The sequence below is a fragment of the Streptococcus mitis bv. 2 str. SK95 genome, assembly GCF_000222705.1.
In the GTDB taxonomy this organism is placed as follows: Bacteria; Bacillota; Bacilli; order Lactobacillales; family Streptococcaceae; genus Streptococcus; species Streptococcus mitis_AY.
The window spans coordinates 18,073-38,656 of the sequence record NZ_AFUB01000053.1 but is presented as its reverse complement, the minus strand read 5'-3'; the positions used below and the strand labels follow the sequence as shown (position 1 = coordinate 38,656).

The following is a 20,584-nucleotide window of genomic DNA, read 5'->3' as shown; positions in this document are numbered from 1 at the left end:
AAGGAAAATAGGAAATCGAACGACGGAGCGACTGCTCCTAGGTAGATTTATCTTTTTCCACAGAGTTGTAGGCGTGTTCAATTCTCAAGATACAAATCATTAGAAAGGTTTGATGCTAAAGCATTTAAACCTTTCACGCTAATCGCTATCAGGCGATTAGCTAAATGTTTTACTAAATCTCTCATCAAATAATATCGATTTGACTCACTCGTGTCGCTCTTTCTCAAAATTAGTAAGAGTCATTTAGGAAAAATTTCTGTCAAAAATTGAGAATTGGAAAAACCTTTAAAACTTAAATACCCTCATCTTTGTATCAAGTACGTACAGAGTCTATTTTATCATATTTTTCTTAAAAAGTGCGGGCTTTTCTATTAAAAAGGAACCATCCCCCTCGCTTGAGAAGAATGGTTTGCTTTTTATTACCCTAAAGACTGATGATTAAACAAGGCATGGGTTGCTTGGTGGATGTATTTGGCTGTTTCAGCATTGTTCATGGTGTAGAGATGCATACCTGCGACATCCTGAGTGACCAAGTCCACGATTTGATCCACTGCGTAGGCAAGTCCTGCTGCTCTGAGCGACTCAGGGTCATGCTCATACTTGTCTAAGATGGCCTTAAATTTACGTGGAAGGTGGATATTCTCACACGTTTTCAAGAGACGAAGCGCTTGGTTACGGTTAAGAATAGGCATGATTCCTGCATGAATGGGAACATCAATACCTGCCAAGGTACACTTATCTTGGAAATCATAGAAACGCTCATTATCAAAGAAAAGCTGCGTTACGAGACTTGAACAGCCTGCATCCACTTTTTTCTTGAGATTTTGAATATCTGAGATTTGGTTTGGCGAGTCAGGGTGCCCCTCTGGATAGCAAGCTCCGACAATATCAAAATGCGGCGCTTGTTCCTTGATGAACTCAATCAAGTCCGTTGCGTAGCGGAAATCCTTTTGCGGTTCCACATCAGGAATGATGTCCCCACGTAGAGCCAAGATTTTTCGCACACCAACCTTGTCCAAGTCCGCAAGTGTCTCTGCAACCTTGTCCTTGGTCAGATAGATAGCTGGCAAGTGGGCAATAGTTGGAATCGCCAAATCATTCTGGATAAAGTCAGCCAAACGAACCGTTGTTTCCTTGATATTAAATTTATTATTGCTAGCGGTCACACTGATAAAGTGCGGTGTCAACTCCCGCATATCCTGCAAGGCTGAAATAATTTTATCATTACCCACAGCTGGGTTTGGAGGAAACACTTCAAATGAGAGTGACGGTGTTTGGCGTGACATAGTCATTATCCTTTTCTTTTTGATTTCATGATTGCTGAGCCAGCTAGGACCAAGCTGTTCCTTGATCAGTCAGGGTCAAGAGAGAAATCTTATCTTACAATTTCTCACGCGCAGCCTTAGCTGCTTCGACAAGGCGAATCAAGCTTGCTTTTGTTTCTGGGATACCACGTGTTTTCAAACCACAGTCAGGGTTGATCCAAACTTTCTTGCTTGGTACTTTAGCAAGGATGGCTTCGATGGTGTGGTCGATTTCGCCTTCGTTCGGCACACGAGGTGAGTGGATATCGTAAACCCCAGGTCCCACTTCTGTTTGGAAGTTTTTCGCTTTGAGTTCGTCCAAGATTTCAAGGTTTGAACGGCTTGCTTCAAAGGAAATAACGTCCGCATCCATGTTGTCGATAGCTGGGATGATATCTGTAAATTCTGAGTAACACATATGTGTGTGGATTTGCGTATCTGGCGCTACTGTTGAGTGTACCAAGCGGAAGGCAGGAATTGCCCAGTCAAGGTAATCTTCGTACCAGTCGCTACGACGGAGTGGCAATTTCTCACGAAGAGCAGCCTCGTCGATTTGAATGATTTTCACACCTGCAGCTTCAAGGTCAAGAACTTCATCCTTGATGGCAAGAGCGATTTGAAGAGTTGAGTCCTTGATAGAGATGTCTTCACGTGGGAATGACCAGTTGAGGATGGTAACCGGTCCAGTCAACATACCCTTAACAGGTTTGTCAGTACGACTTTGTGCGTAGCTAGACCATTTGACAGTGATTGGGTTGAGACGAGTAACATCACCCCAGATGATTGGTGGTTTCACCCCACGCATACCGTATGATTGTACCCAACCATTCTTAGAGAAGAGATAACCTGACAAGTTTTGACCGAAGTACTCAACCATGTCGTTACGCTCGAACTCACCATGTACAAGCACGTCAAATCCAACTTCTTCTTGCCATTTGATCCATTCGTCGATAGTTTCAGCAAGGAAGGCATCGTATTCTTCTTGTGACAATTCACCCTTACGGAAGGCCAAACGTTTGGCACGGACTTCCTTAGTTTGAGGGAATGAACCGATAGTTGTTGTTGGAAGAGCTGGAAGTTTGAAAGCTTCTTCTTGGATAGCTTCACGTTCAGCAAAGGCAGGCAAACGAGTGTAGTCAGCGTCTGTCAATCCTGCAATGCGCGCACGAAGTTCTGCATTTTCACCCACACGTTCAGTCGCAAAGAGTTCTTTGTTAGCTGCAAGAGCTTCTGCTCCTTGACCATTGCGGATAGCATCCAAGTCACGAAGTTCTTCCAATTTTTCAACCGCAAAGGCAAAGTGGTTCAAGATAGCTGGTTCAAATTCTTCGTTAGCTGTTGTAAATGGCACATGAAGAAGTGAGCATGAGCTTGTCAAAACGATGTTTTCAGCTGGGATTTGCTCAAGAACAGCTAAGCTCTTTTCGTAGTTGTTGCGCCAGATGTTTTTACCATTGACGATACCTGCATAGAGAGTCTTGTCAGCTGGGAAACCACCTTTGACCAATTCAAGAGTTTTCTTACCTTCAACGAAGTCCAAACCAATGGCATCTACTGGCAAGTTCACAAGGTCAGAGTAGACGTCACGAACATCACCAAAGTAAGTTTGAAGCAAAACTTCAAGACCTTTTTTATCAGCCAAGAGTTTCTTGTAGAGGTTCAAGAAGAGAGCTTTTTCTTCAGCTGTCAAATCTTTTACAAGAGCAGCTTCGTCGAGTTGGATGCGAGTTGCACCAAGTTCAGCCAATTTTGCAAAAACTTCTTGGTAGGCAGCGACAAAGCTGTCTACGAAGTCTTCTGCTTTCACGCCTTCTTCAAAGTCTGATAATTGAAGGAAAGTGAATGGACCTACAAGAACAGGACGAGTGTTCAATCCAAGTTCTTTTGCTTCTTGGAATTCGTCAAAGATCTTGTGACCTGCAAGTTTGACTTGAGTGTCTTTTTCAAATTTAGGTACGATGTAGTGGTAGTTGGTGTTGAACCATTTCTTCATCGGAAGGGCACGAACATCCCCTTTTTCCCCTTGGTAACCACGAGCCAAAGCAAAGTAGCGTTCAAGTTCTGATAATTCCAAGTTTTGAACAGAAGCTGGCACCACGTTAAAGAGGAAGGCTGCATCTAGGAAGTTGTCATAGTGAGAAAAGTCATTTGATGGGATTTCAGTGATGCCTTTTTCTTTGACAATATTCCAGTGTTTTGCGCGCAATTCTTTTGCTGCGGCAAGGAGTCCTTCTTCTGAGATTTCTTTTCTAAAGTATTTTTCAGTTGTAAATTTTAATTCGCGGAATTCACTCAAACGAGGGAAACCGATGATCGTAGTTGACATGATGTGTCCTCCAAAATTTGTTGTTGAAACTATCTTAACAGAAAAGAAACTGTCTGTATAATTGTAAATAATTAGGCTTTGATATAGTTTGAAACTATATCACTCTTTTGGTCAAAAGAAAAAGACTTGAAACAAATGTCTCAAATCCTTTGTATAGCTTGTTTTATAGCTATATTTTAGTTAGAATGCTCAAACGAGCTATTTATGTTTCTTATAAGTGACTATGACTTAGTATTAAAAAAGACTATAACTCAATCCCCTTCTCTCGGAGATTATCTAAACACTCCTCATAGTATCCTGCGTCATGCTCACTGTAGATAGAATTGCCTAGCTTCTCCTCAGTCAAGTCTTGATAAGGAGGGCAGGTCTTGCCACGGTAGTTCTTGTCCAACCATTCTGGACTGACATTATAGCCACGGTCAGCCATCTCCTTCATGATCAAGCGATGATAGGCATAGAGACGATAGGGCGAGTGGGTAAAGACATAGTTCACCGTCGCATGCTTTCTACCCCAGCCATTGCCACGCAAAGCACAACACTCTCGGTGTTGCCCTAGGAGCTGAGGACGGGGAAGTTGTGAAATCAAAGCCTCATGCCAAAGTCTCATGGGAGTCTCCTTTCAGTAAAGTCGAATGTTGCAAGTAGGTATTGGGATAGCGTTCCAGCAAGTCTCGAGTCTTAGAAATCAAGTCTTCCTTAGAAGCCTGACCAAAGCGGTAGCGATCAAGCAAGAGCATATAGTCCTTACGCTCAGCATCTGTCGCTTTCTTTTTGAAATAACCCCAAACATGCTGAAAGGCATTGCAAACCTGACCCCTATGCTCAGGGATTTGACAGGCACGGTCAATCAGTTCTTGAACATGGCTGACCTCTACCTCTTCATTCTTGAGATACTGGCGAATCTCATTGTAAATATTGCTGGAATGGCTCAAAACGAGGTATTTGTTTCTAGTCCAGAGTTGCTGACACTGGGATTTTTGATTAGTTTGTTCCATCTTTCTCCTTGCTTTCTATCAGTTTCCAGGGAATATGGAAACAAAGTTAAATCTTAAAAATGAGCGAATCATGAGCGGAATATGAGCGAAAAAAGAAATAATAATTACTAACTGTATGGAACTTTTTCATCTTCTACAAATTTCCATAGTTTCAAGAAACAAAGTAATAATTTTCTTTTAGTTCTCTGAAACGGTCAAAACTGAGAATGCCCTCATTTTGTAGTCTGCCTAAAACGACGCTAGGATGAATATCTATCTCCTCAGCAAAACGTATGATATCCATCTTATCAAAATTTCCTTTTTCCACAAAAGCTTGATAGTCTTCCGGTCTAATCAAGAAATTTTTTGCAAACTGGTCAGCCTCTTCCTCAGAACGTCGGTAGGATTCGCTATTTCCATCATCTGATGAAAAATCGTTCTGTAAAATATGTCCTATTTCATGAAAAAGTGAGAACCAGAAAATATCGGATGCTTTGTTTCTATCCGTAAGTAAAAGCAAGGCACTACCATTACTGAATTTTTTAGTCGCTCCATTCAAATTGGCATTTGGTAGCGCGGGTAGACCGACTAGGACAACACCACAGTCTAATAAGATATCGTACAAGCGCTGTGGAAAGATTTCTGGGTCCTGTCTGGTCAACTCTCTCAAAGCAGGTAAGCTTCTTTCTAGCTTTCTACGATTGAGCTTGGTAGTTGTTACATCACGCGCTTTTTTAGACGCCAACTCCAACATGATATTGGAGTTCACGATACTTTTAGTCGTAAACTCACGCGTATTCCGATAGCTGACTAGATGGTTAAAAGATGTAAGATTTTCTAAATTTGCCACACCGAGAATCTTGCGAAGCTCGACAATCTTTTCCTTCAAACTATAGCGTTTGTCTGGAACGTAGCCTTTTTCCTTAAAATACTTGAAATCAATCAGCTCACAGATTTCTTTCTCGCTACTTTCTTCTAGCTCTTTTTGTTCTACAATCTCTGCAACTTTTACATCATAAGTATTTTGAAGATTGAGCCAGGTTTGCATAGAAACTCCACTCAGCTTAGCTAACTTATGAGCCGTTTCTTTACTGATAGACTCCTCCGCATTGACGAGCTTGCTGACTGTCTTTGCTGAAACCCCCAAACGCTCCGCAAATTCTTTCTGCGTTACGTTATAATCTTCAATCAACTCTTCAACATACTGACCTGGATGAAAAGCAATCAGGTCTTTGTATTCAACAATTTTATTAGTCATAGTGATTGCTGACCTCCTCTATTTTTAGGATTTCGATTTCAATGGGACTGGAAAATACCTTTTCTAGATCCTTTTCTCGAAAACCCACAATCAACCGATAGGAACCCCTTCGACCATCTATATCCAAAGCAAACTGACCTTGTCTCTTTCCCTTGAGTTGGTGAAAGTGGTATTTAGGAAAAGCTGTCACACTAGCCAAAGAATCTGCCGCTTCCAAAAAGTTGATCAAGAAATGCAACTTTACAGCAACCTTATCCGAAAAATCCTTTTTCGCCTGTCTCAGCTCTGTGCACTGCTTTTCAACAGTTTTGTTTGTATAGATAAGCTTCATAAGTCCCTTTCTGTATAATTAAATTACCTTTTAGGTAATTTAATTATAGCATGAATGAAAAATAAAAGCCAGCCAAAGGTTGATTTGGCTGGCATAATAGTTAATTTATAATAAGCAATGTTACCTATTTTCTTTTTATAATATAAATTCCATCACCTAATCTATAACTAGTTAATTCTACATCTGTTTCTCTCACGGTTTCTATATCATCAAATGAGAGATTTGTTATGATATGATGAGCGTGCGGAAAACCTGTAACTCCAAATATCTTAAACCCGAAAACTCCTAGAACAGGATTTAGATAACTTGCATTACTACCAACATACATTAATCCAATTAAAAGAAATAACAATAAATTCATGATAATACTAGTTGTATTATTCATATCAAAAGACAGTAACGGAGTAAAATACGTAACAATGTAGTTCATCAATGAATCACTTTCCGGTGATATTTCCATCTTTCTCGGTATTTTGATACTTTCCTTACCGTCAAACTTAAATAATTTCCATAATTTGACAACTGAAACAAAAATTAGAATAACAAAAACGGTTCGTATTAATTTATGTTCAAAATCAAAAGCTACTAATCTTTCAAATGAAAACTTTGAATAGTTAATGTTACTCAAAAGAAGCCATAAATATAATGGCAAATATGAAGTGATGAACAATGTCCACTTAGAAAAAAGATCTCGCTGCATTACATACGTCCTTCTTCAACCGTTTCAATTTCAGAAATATAAGCTGTTACAAGAGCATCTGATATAGCATTAATCAATTGAACACAATTTTTCTCATCAGTAATACTTAGCTTTCCATTACTGAACGTAACCCCTTCAATTGCTTTATAAAATTTATGATTAGAATCATTTTTTATAGTTTGTATTTTGTCAATATGTTTAACTGTTTCTGTAAAACGATTCGTATCAGAAACAATTTTAATTAACCTCGTAGCAAGTCTTTTACCATTGATCACTTTTGTTTTCAAAAAATTAATTGAAGCTTGTTCAAATATAGTTTTTATATTTGCATTAGTATTTAGAATTTCTGTTGCTTGCTCAGCAAATTTTTGATTCATTCCAAATATAGAATCAAATTTTGATTCAGCTTGATTGATTAAAATTTTATCATCATTGACAATCATCAAATCAATCTTCTTATTCAAACCAAATAGGTTATTTTGATTACGTAGATTAATTTTATTATCCGTAAAATTACCAATAATCCACTTTTTTTCTAACTGAAATGCATTTACAAACGAACCAATGAATTTAAGATTAATTAAATCATCCTTTTTTATGATAACCAAATAATTGTGTAATGTTTTTTCAGTTTCACTACTCGAACTAAGTAGATGTTGTTGTTCATCATTAAATTTTGAAATTACAGATTGAATATTTCCGTAGTTCGACACCTCTACTTGCTCATGTACATTCTTATACGTTACGACCGGATCATATGGCTTTATTTCTCGATTACTAAAAATAGATTGACCCATACTTTCAATAATTGATTTTATCACAGTTTCTTTAGTTTTTTTATCAGCATCTTGTTTATATAAAAAAATCTCATTTTTCTTAATTTTAATTAGAAAAATCTTAACATATTCATCAAAATCTGGTTGTTGACTAAAAGAAGTCAACCCGTTTTTTTCATCATTAATATTTATTGGAATCAATTTATGCCTCTTTCCCCTACTCCACCTTCACCTGTCCATTCATCAGCATTGGCAAGAGCAAATCCCGCAATTGGGTGAGTTCTTGGTTTTGGTTTTCTAAAATCTGTTTTTGTGACATTATGTGTTGTAGTTGGGCATCTATTTTAGAAATAATTTCAATAGGTGGAACTACAATTTTAGCCTGCTTTAAATGATCCTGAGTAATATGTCCCATAGTTGTTTTTCTCAACTCAGCAATCGCTTTAAATACCTTCAAATAGCTTTTCAATTCAAAGTAGATGAAGGATTTTGGATAAGTGTCCGAAGTAACTTTAAAAATATGTTGATTTAAAGCTCCTCTTTCTTTCCCCCAGATTATAACCTCTAATGTTGCAGACCACGAAAATAATATGTCTCCACTCTCTACAACTGCTTCTGTCGGAATATCTAATCTCGCTTTTTCAGAATCCTTCGAGAAGCCATTCATCATTTCTCTAATTTTAATGACAGGAAGGTAATCATCCTCATTTGTATCTGGTCTATATTTTTGCATAGCTAGTCCATTATAAAAATTCGCTATATTCCATAAAGAATCCACTCCCCACCCCTCTGGGATTTCGCGTTTGAGTTCTGGGTGATAAACCATCTTGCCGCCACTTGATTTGTAGGGTTTGCCATTCTGGTCTGGGAAATCAAACTGCACAAACCAGTAGTCATAGAGGGTCTTAGCCATGGATTCCAACTCTTGGTTGATTTGGTTGTTTAAAAGAATCTTTTTATCAATTGATGATAGTAAATCAACTATCTTATCCTGGTATACTTTTTCAGGAACTTTGATTCTCATTTTTGATAAATAGTCAATATTTATATTATCTTGGATACTCCCACTAGCAGATTTTTGAATTTCTTTCTTAATATATTCAAAGAAATAGTAAACAAATAATTCACTACTTTTTTCAGGATTTGCATTAAATCCCACAATACTATCTGGGAAACACATTGGATATGATAAAATTGCTGTTTCAGCAATATTAGCCGCTATAGTGATACAGAGTGTACCAGCTGGCCATAACTTACTTTGTTTTAACCCAAAATCATTGTAATACGAATCATTTTTAGTTATATAGAGATTTGCAGCTTTAACATCACCTGTTTGTACTAAAGGGTATTTGCCACCTTCAAATAGTTTTACGTCATTCCTAGGTCTATGTTTCGATTTACCTCTACTAAATGTACCAAGTTCAGACAAACTTGTTATTTCCCACGCAATCTCACTCATACTTCAACCCCTTCATTTGCTCTTCAATCTCCTGCTCTAAGGCATGCGATTGCTGGAAGAGGTTAGAGAGTTTGTTTTGAAAAGCGGTCATCTTAGCTTCAAACTCTTCTGCTGTGATATCTACATAGTCGATCTTGATGTCAAAGTATTGACCTGCGCTGAGAGAGTAGTTTTTCTCCTTGATATCCTCATAAGAGACTGTGACAGAAAAGTCTTCGACGGCTTCTTTCTGGATAAAGGTCTCGATGATCTTCTGCTCTTCTTCAGGAGAGAGCACAGTCTTTTGGTTCTTGCCTTCCTTGACCTTGGTTCCGAGGTTTGAGGCATCGATCAGGACGACATCGCCCTTGTTTTTCTTATCGATAAAGAGGATGGAGACGTTGGTACCTGTCGTTGCAAAGATATTAGACGGCATAGAAACGACACCTGCCAGCATTTGATTATCCACCAAGTGTTGGCGGATAGTCTTATCAATCCCAGACTGGGCCGTGATAAAGCCTGTCGGCAAGACAACAGCTGCTTGACCATCTGACTTCAAGGAGTAGATGATATGCTGAACAAAGAGCTCGTAAATCGCCATCTTATCCTTAGACTTGGCTGGAATCTTGGGCACTCCTGCAAAGAAACGCTCACTGGCTTCTCGCAAGCTCTCCACTTGGTCACGCCACTCTGAAAAGTCCAGCTTGAAAGGAGGGTTGGACACGATATAGTCCATCTTTTCAGGGTGACGATTTGCGATGATGGTATTCCCCTGTACGATATTATGAATGGAGTGTTGTAGACCATTCAAGATCAGATTGAGACGGAGGAGATTTGAGGACTTTTGCGAGATATCCTGGCTATAGACAGTGGTCTTATCCACACCGATACGACTAGCAAGGTTCATCAGCAAGGTGCCAGAACCTGCTGACGGGTCATAGATACGCACGTTTGATGGTTGGTCATTCCCCACCAGAATATCCGCGATAATCTTAGCTACAGAGTGAGGCGTGTAGTACTCGGCATACTTCCCACCGCCATCTTTATTGTAGTCCTTGATCATGTACTCAAAGAGGGTTGAGAAAAAGTCGAAGCCTTGTGAAAAAATGGTCTCATCAAACTTGACGCGTGCAAGTAGATTGATAATAGCCTTTGCCACTTCGTTGCGCTTACTGCTATCTGAGATGGTATCTGTAATCAAACGCTCGTCAAAGAGACGAATGGCCGTGTTGCCGTCCGTATGAACCGAAAAAATATCGTTATTGTCGATGGCGATTTGGTTGAGGGTATTTTCAAAAGTCTCGTAAAAAGTTGCTTCATTTTGCTGACGGTGGAGGGTTTCGATCAACTGGTCTGGCTTGAGCCAAGCCGTGCTGGTACCGATAAATTTTAGAAGCCAAGCATAATCCTCTTCACTCATATCAATTAGTTTTTCATAACTATTTGAAGCGTCAATAGCTTTTGCCTGATATAAAAATTTGTCGTTTAAAAACTTATAGAGGAAAGACTGCGTAAGAAGTTTATATTCAGCTGCTTCTCCACCTAATCCAACATGCGTAAAAACAGCCTTCAAATCATCTACCAAGTTTTTTATTTGAGTTTTAAATGTTTCACTCATAAAAGTTAATACTCCCGTTCATATTCTTCAAACAATGATTCAACTAAACGATCAACATCTTGCATTGACAATCTTCTATCAGATTGACTATCTAGGACTCCGTGTATGATTTCTTCTTCAATCAATCTCTTTAAATATCCTTCATTTTCTAATATTCCTTGGTTTTGACCGATTCTATAGTCTAATTTAACCTTAGAACCTTTGATAACGTGATAGACAAGAGGAAATTCACTGACCATAGTCGAGTTAGTTACATGCTTGTATGAACGAGCAGCCATTTCATCTCCGTTAAAGTTCATGGTCAAACGTCTCATACGAGTATAATAATCCTCCACTGACTTAAAGAGTTCTTCATAGTCTTTTTGTGTTTCCTTGATATTTTCCATTGTATAGCCTTCTTGACCATAGATAAAATGTTTTTGCATGATACGTTGGAATTCTTCGTAGAGAGAAACCCACTCAGTATCCTTTTCATCACGCTGTTTTTTAATCTTACCAGCTACCCGACGTCTCCAATCCTCCAGGTCATTAGCTGCTAGGCGAAGTTCTTCCTCTGCAATCTTGACAAAACTAAAACTGGTCTCAGACATAGCTAAATTTAAGAGCATTTGACTAGAAAAGTCAGCTGGTTTATCAATCAAGGACAGTGTCAGCATCCGTCTAGAGAGGATATTGAGCAAGATTGCGACCTGAGCAATGTCAATCTGCTCGATCAAGTGATGGTAACCAAGGAGACGAGCAATATTGTAATACTGCTTGATAGACTCCAAAGCTTTTCGTAGATCGATTAACTGCTTTCTATCCTTGATATCATTGATAGCTTGGGAAAAGTATTCCAGATTATCTGTTGGATAGTCAAGCAAGATTAGCTCAGTCTTGCTTAATTCATGAGAAATCTCGTCTGCAGGGACAAAGAGAGAGCCAAAAATATCCGCTCCATTTTCCCCAGTCAAGGCCGTATCATACTCTTGATTGAGTTCTTCCAGATAGGCACGATTGGTCCTGTCAAACTCTTTGGAAATATCCGCAAAGTCGATGACATAGCCAAAGAGATAGTCCTTATATGGGCGATTGACACGGGTTAGAGTCTGTAAAAGGTTATGAGCCTTGATTTTACGCCCTAGGTAGAGACGTTTGAGACGAGGGGCATCAAAACCTGTCAAGAGCATCGAGTAGACGATGATAAGGTCAGTTTTGCCTTCTTTGTATGCATCTACCTTGTCTTTCTTCTCTTCCTTATCTCCCTCATCATGGGGAATCAATGCGGATGTCAAGTTGATTGTTCCAGCTTTACGACGTTTTTCTAATTGCTTTTCAAGCTCACGCGCCTGCTTTGACGAGTCACAGACGATCATGCCACCAATCGTCTGATCATCAAAAATTACATCACGTGCACGATTAAAGTCCTCGATGATAAAGTCTAACATAGGTTCTACATAACGAGGGTGAGCAAAGATATCCTCCTTAGACAAGCCTCCACGTTGGATCTCTTCATTGATGGATCTGAGATTGTCTTTATAAGAAGTCTCGATATCTTCTCGCATCAGGCGTAGGGTAAAACCATCATCAATGGACTGGTTGTAGTAATATTTATGGATGTAGTCTCCAAAAATATCTCGCGTGGTCGCATGGCTTTCCTTAGTCTTGCCATCTTTCTTATAGGTAATCAATGGGGTCCCAGTCAAAGCAATCTTGATTGCATTGGTGTCTGCCTGATAGAGATTTGGTAGGTAGGAACCGCGTTCATTATAAGAGCGATGGGCTTCATCGATAAAGTAGATATTTTGACGATTGAGGTCATAACCAGAGCGGTCAGTCAAGTCTGAATTATCCTTGAACTTCTGGATATTGACCACAGCGACATCATAGCCATCTTGTTTTTGATTGAGCTCTTGAGGGCTGTTGATACGCTTAACCTTGAGCCCTCGTTTGGTAAATTCTTTAAAGGCTTGATCTGCGAGATCCAAACGATCCACGACAAAGTAAAACTGAGGGACAACTCCCTGTTTTGAGAAATAATTGGTCAGATAGCGGATATTGAAGAAAGCCAAGGCTGTCTTCCCTGAGCCTTGTGTATGCCAGATAACGCCCTTCTTAACACCTTTTGCAATCGTCTCTTCGATGGCACGTGTCGCAAAATACTGAGGATAGCGCATAACGTGCTTTTGCAGTTGCATCTGACCATCCTTGCTCTCTTCCTCTACATAGACTAGTCCAAAACGAAGCATAAAGAGCAGGCGTTCTTTCTGATACAAGGAGGATAGAAAGGCATTACAAGGTGTGTCAGGATTTAGGTTTGTTTTGAATTCTGGCTGGGACTTGAGGGCAAAGTGGTTCATATCATCTAAAACGAAGTCGATTTGGCCCTCTGTTAAGGTTGCTAAGGAATGAAGAAAATCTTCTTCTCTTTCTTCCTTAAAAGCATTAAACTTGGTTTTTGAATAGGCATTTGAACCGTAGTAAGAGCCCTGTTTCTGTTGACCTTGCCCACTGATATAGGGCAAGTTATCAGACAGAGCTATCAACTGGGTGATATTGTTAAAGCGGCGGAACTTGCGATTTTCAAAACGTTGTCTAGTCCTGTCTCGCTCCGACTGAATTCCTGTTTTCCCATCTCGAATCGCATTTGGCTGTTTCACTTCGATATAAGAAAGAGGCAGACCATTGATAAATACGACAATGTCTGGACGAAATTCATCCTGGCCATTTTTACAAGTAACTTCAAGCGCTAGATGAAAAGTATTAGCTTCAGGGTTTTCCCAGTCAATATAAACGGTATCTTCCTGACCTTGCAGGCGTCTAAAGAAAGAACGTCCCAAGTCATTTTGATCTAGTTCCAACTTGATATTGGCCAGTTCTCTCTCAAAGTCTTCCTCTGTCAGGTAGTTGTTAAATTTTAAAAATTGCTCCTTAAAAACAGATACGAGGATATTGGTATCTGGATCTCGTTCTGCAATCTCCTTCCCATTACGGGGAAGATAGGTATAGCCCAGTCTCATAAGGTGTAGAGCTGCTGGAATTTGTACCCTGGTTAATTCAGAAAAATCTTTTTTCTTTGCCATCAAAAAACCTTTCTTAAGCTTTGTAAGAATAGTTTATTCTAAACGCTTCATTCTATTCAACTGTTTCAACTATTAAAAATTTATTTTCTCTATTATTATATCATGTTTTATTATATCATGTTTCAGATGGATTTTCCCATACGCCCCTACTCGAATCGGCTTTTAACCTTCTTCTTAGTCAAGATACGGTCGTTTTTGTTAGAGAGAGCTTGGATACGGGCTTCAAGAAGGATTTTCCGTCCGGCCTCTGTTCGTGTGTAGATCAGGTGATAACGTCCAATAGTTGGCATTAGAAAGTCGAGGAATTTCTGTGCATCTTCCTTGCGCTTGTCAAAAAGACTAGGCACGACATAGTAAGGTGACTGACCTTGTCGGACCTTATCCGCCTTCAAGAGATAGCGCTGATTGTCCACTGGAGCAAAGAACTCTCCCACAGTCTGTGCAAACAGCTCCTTGTCCCTCATGTTTCCTCCCTTGAGATAGGCAAAAACCATATAGTTGTCCTTGTCCTCCTCTACCTGAACACGGGATTGATCGTCTATTAGATGCCCCGAATCTAGCAGAGCCTTTCGGATCTGCTCACCAAGGAATTGCATACGCCTATAGGGGCTTTTATAGAGGAGATAGCGTGATGTAGCAAAAACTAGAAAGAGGAGACAGGCTGCCGTAAGCCACCAAACTCTAATCAGTCTCAATCTAAACAACAAGAGCAATAAATCCACTGCTAGGAGCAACAAAGACATGCGAACCCATTTTAATGCATCAAACTGGAGCATGATTGGAATCTTCTGTTGTTGAGCAGCGACTTCAGTGACAATCTCAAATCGATCTGCCACTACGAGAGCATCTTGCCATTTTTTGCGCAAGCCTGCTCGATCCTTGGAGAGACTCTTAACTCGCTCATTATACTCGCTGATTTGCTTTTTCCTAAAGGGGGGCTTTGGAAAATCCAAACGATCCAAACCGGTCTCAATACTCTCCTGATTATAGGCCAAGCCAAGAAAATGCTCCATCCGTCGCGACAAGGTCTGCAGATCCTGATTGCTCTCTGGTCTAGGCTCCTCACCAGGAAGAGTGATAAGCGCTTGCGCTTGAACGGCTACCAGATGCCAGATGTTACTGGTCTTTTCTGGATGTCCCGGCCAGATACGAATGGCACGGCCACGCATCTGGTTACTTAGCATAAAGCTCCCCACAAAGCTTCCGAGTATTAGGGAATTAACACAAGGAGCATCCCAACCCTCTCCGAGGAGAGATTTGGTTCCGACTAGGACTTGAATCTGCCCTCGTTGAAAAAGCTCCGTCACTGCCGCTACGATTCCCTTAGCTGAGCTAGGAAAACCAATCTGCACATAATCTTTTGGATCCAAGTGACCAATAGATGAGAAACTAAGAGGAACCTGAGGCAAGAGTTCCTTCAACTCTGCTACCACATCGGTAGGCAAAATAACGACACTACCTGACAAGACAGCCAAAGATACAGGGATCTCTTGCTCCTGAGCTTTTCGACGAATGCTTTCAAAATAAGGGAGAACCCCCAACTGAGAAATGGTTGCCTGATCATCTCCCAGATAGGTGGCAAAATCCTTGCGAATATAGTCCGCTAAGACGAGTTGTCGCAAATCTTGTCCCATACTCTTATACTCAGTCAGAAAAATATCTGCAATACCAGACAATTTCCCCAAAGACTGATTTAAAATCTTGTCCCTAGACTTGGACTTGACTAGAAAAACCTGTCGCTGTTCGATCAACCCCCGTGCTTTCAAATCGGATTCTAACTTTTCCCTAAATCCATTTGGATCCTCATACCAATCTGGAGTTTGATAGAGAACGCTCTGCAACAACAGCTCGAGCCAGTAGGAATTCACCTGAGGCAGACGTTTCGTCCCCAAAAGATTCTCTAAAGAGTCAGGAATGGTCAAGCCCTGAGAATGCATATAGATCAAAATAGCCGACAAGTACTTAGGGTCTTCTAGTAGAAGATCAGATGAAATGTCTCCTTTGAGTACCTTTGAACCTGACACTAGAGCTTGAAAGTCAGGATTGACCAAAAGCTGATGGATATATTCCCACTTTCTATCTTCAAACAGCATGATGTGTTCCGACTCTTCAGCTGTTGGTGAACAGATATAGACAAAATCCTGATGAGGACAGAGGGTGTCTTCCTTGACCAGTTCAGGTATCGTGATTTCTTGGTCAATTTCCCCACACATACGGATATAGCGTTCCCAGAGTTCAGGCTCGCTGTCATAAGGTGGTGTCGCTGTCAGGGAGATGACTTGCAGCTGTTCATACTGCTTGCGAAAGGCTTCCAGACTTTTCCACCATTCATTGCGCAGGTGGTGGCATTCATCCAAGCAAAGAGTAGCAACTTTCTGAGCTCTTAGACTTGCAAGCAAATCAAACCCCACAAAATCCTCTGCTTCTCCATCTTCTTGTGATTGCAATTGGTTCATGGCGCTATGAAAAGCCTGATAGGTCACAATCGTTAATGCCTTCATCTCCTTTAAGTTTTGGGAAACGAGATCTGAAATCTTCTGTTCGTTCTCTAAAAAGGCTGTTTGGATCCTATCTACCCATTGTTCTCGAATGGTGACAGTCGGAACCAAGACAAGGGCTGGGTTGCCAAAACGAGCGATCAGCTCGATACCAATGGTGGTCTTGCCGGACCCTGGTGCCGCCACTAGGTGAACATGGTCATCTGTTTGATAGTTCTGAAAACGATCTAAGACTTCCTTTTGGTACTTTCTCCATCTTCCTTTAAATTTTAAATCTAACATTTCTTTCACCGTTATATCTCTTGACTTACTCCTTTAATTGTACCACACTTATATAAAAAGCAAGATAAGGAATCAAATTAGTCTTTATAAGAAAAATATGGTATAGTAGAACCATACTATCTATAAGGAGTTTCTATGTCACAGCATAAGCAAATGAAAGCTGTTTCTCCCCTTCTGCAGCAAGTCATCAATATTTCGTCTATCGTCGGGGGAGTCGGCACCTTGATTTTCTGTATTTGGGCCTATCAGGCTGGAGTGTTAGAGTCCAAAGAAACCCTATCAGCCTTTATCCAGCAAGCTGGGGTTTGGGGGCCACCACTCTTTATCTTTTTACAAATCCTACAAACTGTTGTTCCGATTATTCCGGGAGCTTTGACCTCAGTGGCTGGGGTCTTTATTTACGGCCATATCATCGGAACTATCTATAACTATATCGGCATCGTGATTGGCTGTGCCATTATCTTTTACCTCGTCCGTCTCTATGGAGCTACCTTTGTCCAGTCGGTCGTCAGCAAGCGCACCTATGACAAGTACATTGGCTGGCTAGATAAGGGCAATCGTTTCGAGCGGTTCTTTATCTTTATGATGATCTGGCCAGTTAGCCCAGCTGACTTTCTCTGTATGCTGGCTGCCCTCACCAAGATGACCTTCAAACGCTATATGATTATCATCGTTTTGACCAAGCCCTTTACCCTAGTGGTTTATACTTATGGTTTGACCTATATTATTGATTTCTTCTGGCAGATGTTTTGAGAGTAGAAAATAGCCTGATACTAAATATACTTTGGTATGGAAATCATGCCTATTTTTCGATAGTGAATCGAGGACTTACCTAGCCTTTCCGCCGTGATAAAAACACCTGAAATCTAATGGTTTCAGGTGTTCGGAAACTTTGAAATATTAGGCTCAAAGTTTCGGTATGGAATTTCGAAGAAAGTCGCTACCGTCCGTCATCACTTAAGGAAAGGCTCAAAAAACATTGTCTTTAAGCAAAACATCCGTTTGGTTGCCCAAGCGGATGTTTTTTTGTTTTATTTTGCGACACTCTTAGCAAGGACAAAGTTCCCAAGTGTAGCAGAACCATTTCCAGCAACTGCTGGAGTGACGATGTAGTCACGCACGTCTGGTACTGGTAGGTAGCCGTTGAGAAGAGCTGTGAATTTCTCACGCACACGGTCCAGCATGTGTTGTTGGGCCATGACTCCACCACCAAAGACGATCACGTCTGGACGGAAAGTCACAGTAGCATTGACCGCAGCTTGAGCGATGTAGTAGGCTTGAACATCCCAGACAGAACTGTTCAGTTCGATGTTTTCACCACGAATACCTGTACGGGCTTCGAGACTTGGACCAGCCGCAAAGCCTTCCAAACAACCCTTGTGGAAAGGACAAACACCGTTAAATTCTTTTTCTACATCCATTGGGTGTTTAGCCACATAGTAGTGCCCCATCTCAGGGTGACCGACACCACCGATAAACTCACCACGTTGGATAACACCTGCACCGATACCTGTACCGATCGTGTAGTAGACCAAGTTCTCAATACGGCCGCCAGCATTGTTGCGGGCAACCACTTCACCATAGGCAGAGCTGTTTACGTCTGTAGTGAAATACATGGGTACATTTAGGGCACGACGAAGGGCACCAAGTAGGTCTACATTTGCCCAGTGAGGTTTTGGAGTCGTTGTGATAAAACCATAGGTTTTTGAGTTTTTATCGATATCGATAGGACCAAAGGAACCGATGGCAAGACCTGCAAGATTATCGAATTTAGAAAAGAATTCGATGGTTTTATCGATGGTCTCGATAGGAGTTGTTGTAGGAAATTGTGTCTTCTCTACAATGTTAAAATTTTCATCTCCGACAGCACAGACAAACTTTGTACCGCCCGCTTCTAAGCTTCCATATAATTTTGTCATGATAAACCTCTTATCTTTGTTTTCTCTATTATAGCACATTTTAAAGAGCTAGATTTCTCAATATTTTAGATTTTCCTCTGTAAATCTTACCATCCAAGTAAAAACGAACAAACATGACATTTGTTCGTTTTTATGAATCTATTAAGCTTTCACTTCGATGATAGCGTCACCCTTGACAACAGATCCACTTGCGACTGGTGTCACAGAAGCGTAGTCTGCTGTGTTGGTTACGATAACCATTGTTGTGTCGTCAAGACCTGCAGCAACGATTTTGCTTGAGTCAAAGGTTCCAAGAATGTCACCAGCTTTGACCTTGTCGCCTTGAGCAACTTTTTGTTCAAAACCTTCACCATTCATAGTCACCGTATCGATACCAACATGGATCAAGATTTCAGCTCCATTAGCTGTCTTCAAACCATAAGCATGTCCTGTAGCAAAGGCGATTGATACTTCTGCATCAGCTGGTGCGTAAACCACGCCTTGGCTTGGTTTCACTGCGATTCCTTGCCCCATTGCGCCACTTGAAAAGACTGGGTCATTAACATTCTCAAGAGCAACGACATCACCAACGATAGGAGTTTGGATAGTTTCACTTTGAGGAGCTACTGGAATGTTACCAGTTGTTTCTTCTTGGACCAAACGTTCTGTCGCTACTTCAGTAGCAACTTCTTCTTCGTCTTCGTAACCAAACATGTAAGTAAGGGCGAAACCAAGAACGAATGATACAGCTACCATAAGAAGGTATTGAAGCAATTGACCGTTACCAACGTAAAGCATTGTACCAGGGATGATGGTGATACCATTACCAGTACCAGCAAGTCCAAGGATAGAAGCCAATCCACCACCGATAGCACCAGCGATCAATGAAAGGAAGAATGGTTTACGGAAGCGCAAGTTCACCCCGAAGATAGCAGGCTCTGTAATACCGAGGAAGGCAGAAAGAGCAGCTGGGAAAGCAAGTGTTTTCAGTTTAGGATTTTTAGTTTTGACACCAACGGCAACCGTCGCAGCCCCTTGAGCTGTCATCGCTGCAGTTATGATGGCGTTAAATGGGTTCACATGGTCAGCAGCAAGCAATTGCACTTCAAGCAAGTTGAAGATGTGGTGTACACCTGATACGACGATCAATTGGTGAACCCCACCGATAACCAAACCACCAAGACCAAATGGCAAGCCAAGAATCGCTTTTGTTCCGAAAAGGATATAGTTTTCAACCACGTGGAAGACTGGCCCGATGACAAAGAGTCCAAGGATAGACATGACCAAAAGTGTCACGAACGGTGTCACCAAGAGATCCAAGACATCTGGAACCACTTTGCGGAGGGCTTTTTCAAACTTGGCTCCGACCACCCCGATGATGAAGGCTGGAAGAACGGAACCTTGCAAACCAACAACAGGAATGAAGCCAAAGAAGTTCATAGCTGTTACTTCACCACCTGATGCTACTGCCCAAGCGTTTGGAAGTGAGCCAGAAACAAGCATCATACCGAGGACGATACCAACGGCTGGATTTCCACCAAATACGCGGAAGGTTGACCATACAACCAAACCTGGCAAGATGATGAAGGCTGTATCTGTGAGGATTTGGCTGTAAATGGTAACATCTTCTGGAAGTGTCATTCCAAGAGCATTCAAGAGACCACGAACACCCATGAAGAGACCAGTTGCTACGATAACTGGGATGATTGGCACGAAAACGTCACCGAAAGTACGGATAGCACGTTGGAACCAATTTCCTTGTTTAGCAGCTTCTGCTTTCATGTCTTCTTTAGAAGATGTTGGCAAACCAAGTGCAACGACTTCGTCGTACATCTTGTTTACTGTACCAGTACCAAAGATGATTTGGTATTGACCTGAGTTAAAGAAAGCTCCTTGAACTTTATCCAAGTTCTCAATCACTTCCTTATTGATTTTCCCTTCATCTTTGACCATGACACGTAGACGAGTCGCACAGTGGGCTACACTGTTGACATTTTCACGTCCGCCAAGGGCTTCGATGACCTTTTTTGCAATATCCTGATTGTTCATTTGCAAAAATCTCCTTATAAAATTTTGTTCTTGTTTGAAAGCGATTTTATTCGCCCTACGACTATTATTT

General features: G+C 40.9%; 15 protein-coding genes. 1 reads left to right on the top strand and 14 read right to left on the bottom strand.

The window, feature by feature from the left end; translation table 11 throughout:
• Positions 1–419: 419 nt before the first annotated feature.
• From metF to HMPREF9965_RS10080, 12 genes are all read right to left on the bottom strand, one after another.
• A complete protein-coding gene (gene metF, locus HMPREF9965_RS10135) occupies positions 420–1,286 on the bottom strand; it encodes a methylenetetrahydrofolate reductase [NAD(P)H] (RefSeq protein ID WP_004244008.1) in 867 nt (288 codons plus the stop codon).
• A gap of 94 nt (positions 1,287–1,380) precedes the next feature.
• On the bottom strand, positions 1,381–3,630 hold the full coding sequence (gene metE / locus HMPREF9965_RS10130) for a 5-methyltetrahydropteroyltriglutamate--homocysteine S-methyltransferase (protein WP_000108259.1): 2,250 nt from the start codon (positions 3,628–3,630) through the stop codon (positions 1,381–1,383).
• Between the two features lie 244 nt (positions 3,631–3,874).
• Positions 3,875–4,237, bottom strand: a complete 363-nt coding sequence (locus HMPREF9965_RS10125) for a TIGR02328 family protein (RefSeq protein WP_001241809.1) — start codon at positions 4,235–4,237, stop codon at positions 3,875–3,877.
• Positions 4,221–4,625: a YbgA family protein gene (locus HMPREF9965_RS10120; RefSeq protein ID WP_000438486.1), complete on the bottom strand. Its 405-nt coding sequence runs from the start codon at positions 4,623–4,625 to the stop codon at positions 4,221–4,223. Before HMPREF9965_RS10120 ends, HMPREF9965_RS10125 begins: the two co-directional genes overlap by 17 nt.
• A gap of 151 nt (positions 4,626–4,776) precedes the next feature.
• Positions 4,777–5,862, bottom strand: coding sequence for a HigA family addiction module antitoxin (locus HMPREF9965_RS10115; RefSeq protein WP_000182400.1), 1,086 nt, complete (start codon positions 5,860–5,862; stop codon positions 4,777–4,779).
• Positions 5,855–6,193 carry a type II toxin-antitoxin system RelE/ParE family toxin gene (locus tag HMPREF9965_RS10110; RefSeq protein WP_000767871.1) on the bottom strand — a complete coding sequence of 113 codons (339 nt, stop codon included), beginning with the start codon at positions 6,191–6,193 and terminating at the stop codon, positions 5,855–5,857. Before HMPREF9965_RS10110 ends, HMPREF9965_RS10115 begins: the two co-directional genes overlap by 8 nt.
• A 124-nt stretch (positions 6,194–6,317) precedes the next feature.
• Positions 6,318–6,893: a hypothetical protein gene (locus HMPREF9965_RS10105; protein ID WP_001188455.1), complete on the bottom strand. Its 576-nt coding sequence runs from the start codon at positions 6,891–6,893 to the stop codon at positions 6,318–6,320.
• A complete protein-coding gene (locus HMPREF9965_RS10100; RefSeq protein WP_000612317.1) occupies positions 6,893–7,870 on the bottom strand; it encodes a hypothetical protein in 978 nt (325 codons plus the stop codon). Before HMPREF9965_RS10100 ends, HMPREF9965_RS10105 begins: the two co-directional genes overlap by 1 nt.
• A gap of 16 nt (positions 7,871–7,886) precedes the next feature.
• On the bottom strand, positions 7,887–9,128 hold the full coding sequence (locus tag HMPREF9965_RS10095) for a restriction endonuclease subunit S (RefSeq protein WP_001289336.1): 1,242 nt from the start codon (positions 9,126–9,128) through the stop codon (positions 7,887–7,889).
• On the bottom strand, positions 9,121–10,725 hold the full coding sequence (locus HMPREF9965_RS10090; RefSeq protein WP_000004943.1) for an HsdM family class I SAM-dependent methyltransferase: 1,605 nt from the start codon (positions 10,723–10,725) through the stop codon (positions 9,121–9,123). Before HMPREF9965_RS10090 ends, HMPREF9965_RS10095 begins: the two co-directional genes overlap by 8 nt.
• 5 nt (positions 10,726–10,730) lie before the next feature.
• On the bottom strand, positions 10,731–13,787 hold the full coding sequence (locus tag HMPREF9965_RS10085) for a type I restriction endonuclease (RefSeq protein WP_001074790.1): 3,057 nt from the start codon (positions 13,785–13,787) through the stop codon (positions 10,731–10,733).
• A gap of 146 nt (positions 13,788–13,933) precedes the next feature.
• On the bottom strand, positions 13,934–16,567 hold the full coding sequence (locus HMPREF9965_RS10080) for a DEAD/DEAH box helicase family protein (protein WP_025170861.1): 2,634 nt from the start codon (positions 16,565–16,567) through the stop codon (positions 13,934–13,936).
• A gap of 135 nt (positions 16,568–16,702) precedes the next feature.
• Between HMPREF9965_RS10080 and HMPREF9965_RS10075 the strand changes: the two genes are divergently transcribed.
• Complete coding sequence (locus HMPREF9965_RS10075) at positions 16,703–17,320, top strand: TVP38/TMEM64 family protein (protein WP_000077672.1); 618 nt, start codon at positions 16,703–16,705, stop codon at positions 17,318–17,320.
• 278 nt (positions 17,321–17,598) lie between these two features.
• On the opposite strand, the gene scrK is transcribed toward HMPREF9965_RS10075, so the two are convergent.
• Together scrK and HMPREF9965_RS10065 are read right to left on the bottom strand one after the other, a co-directional pair.
• A complete protein-coding gene (scrK, locus tag HMPREF9965_RS10070; protein WP_000164279.1) occupies positions 17,599–18,486 on the bottom strand; it encodes a fructokinase ScrK in 888 nt (295 codons plus the stop codon).
• A 141-nt stretch (positions 18,487–18,627) separates the two neighbouring features.
• Positions 18,628–20,514: a sucrose-specific PTS transporter subunit IIBC gene (locus HMPREF9965_RS10065; protein WP_001064518.1), complete on the bottom strand. Its 1,887-nt coding sequence runs from the start codon at positions 20,512–20,514 to the stop codon at positions 18,628–18,630.
• Positions 20,515–20,584: the final 70 nt, after the last annotated feature.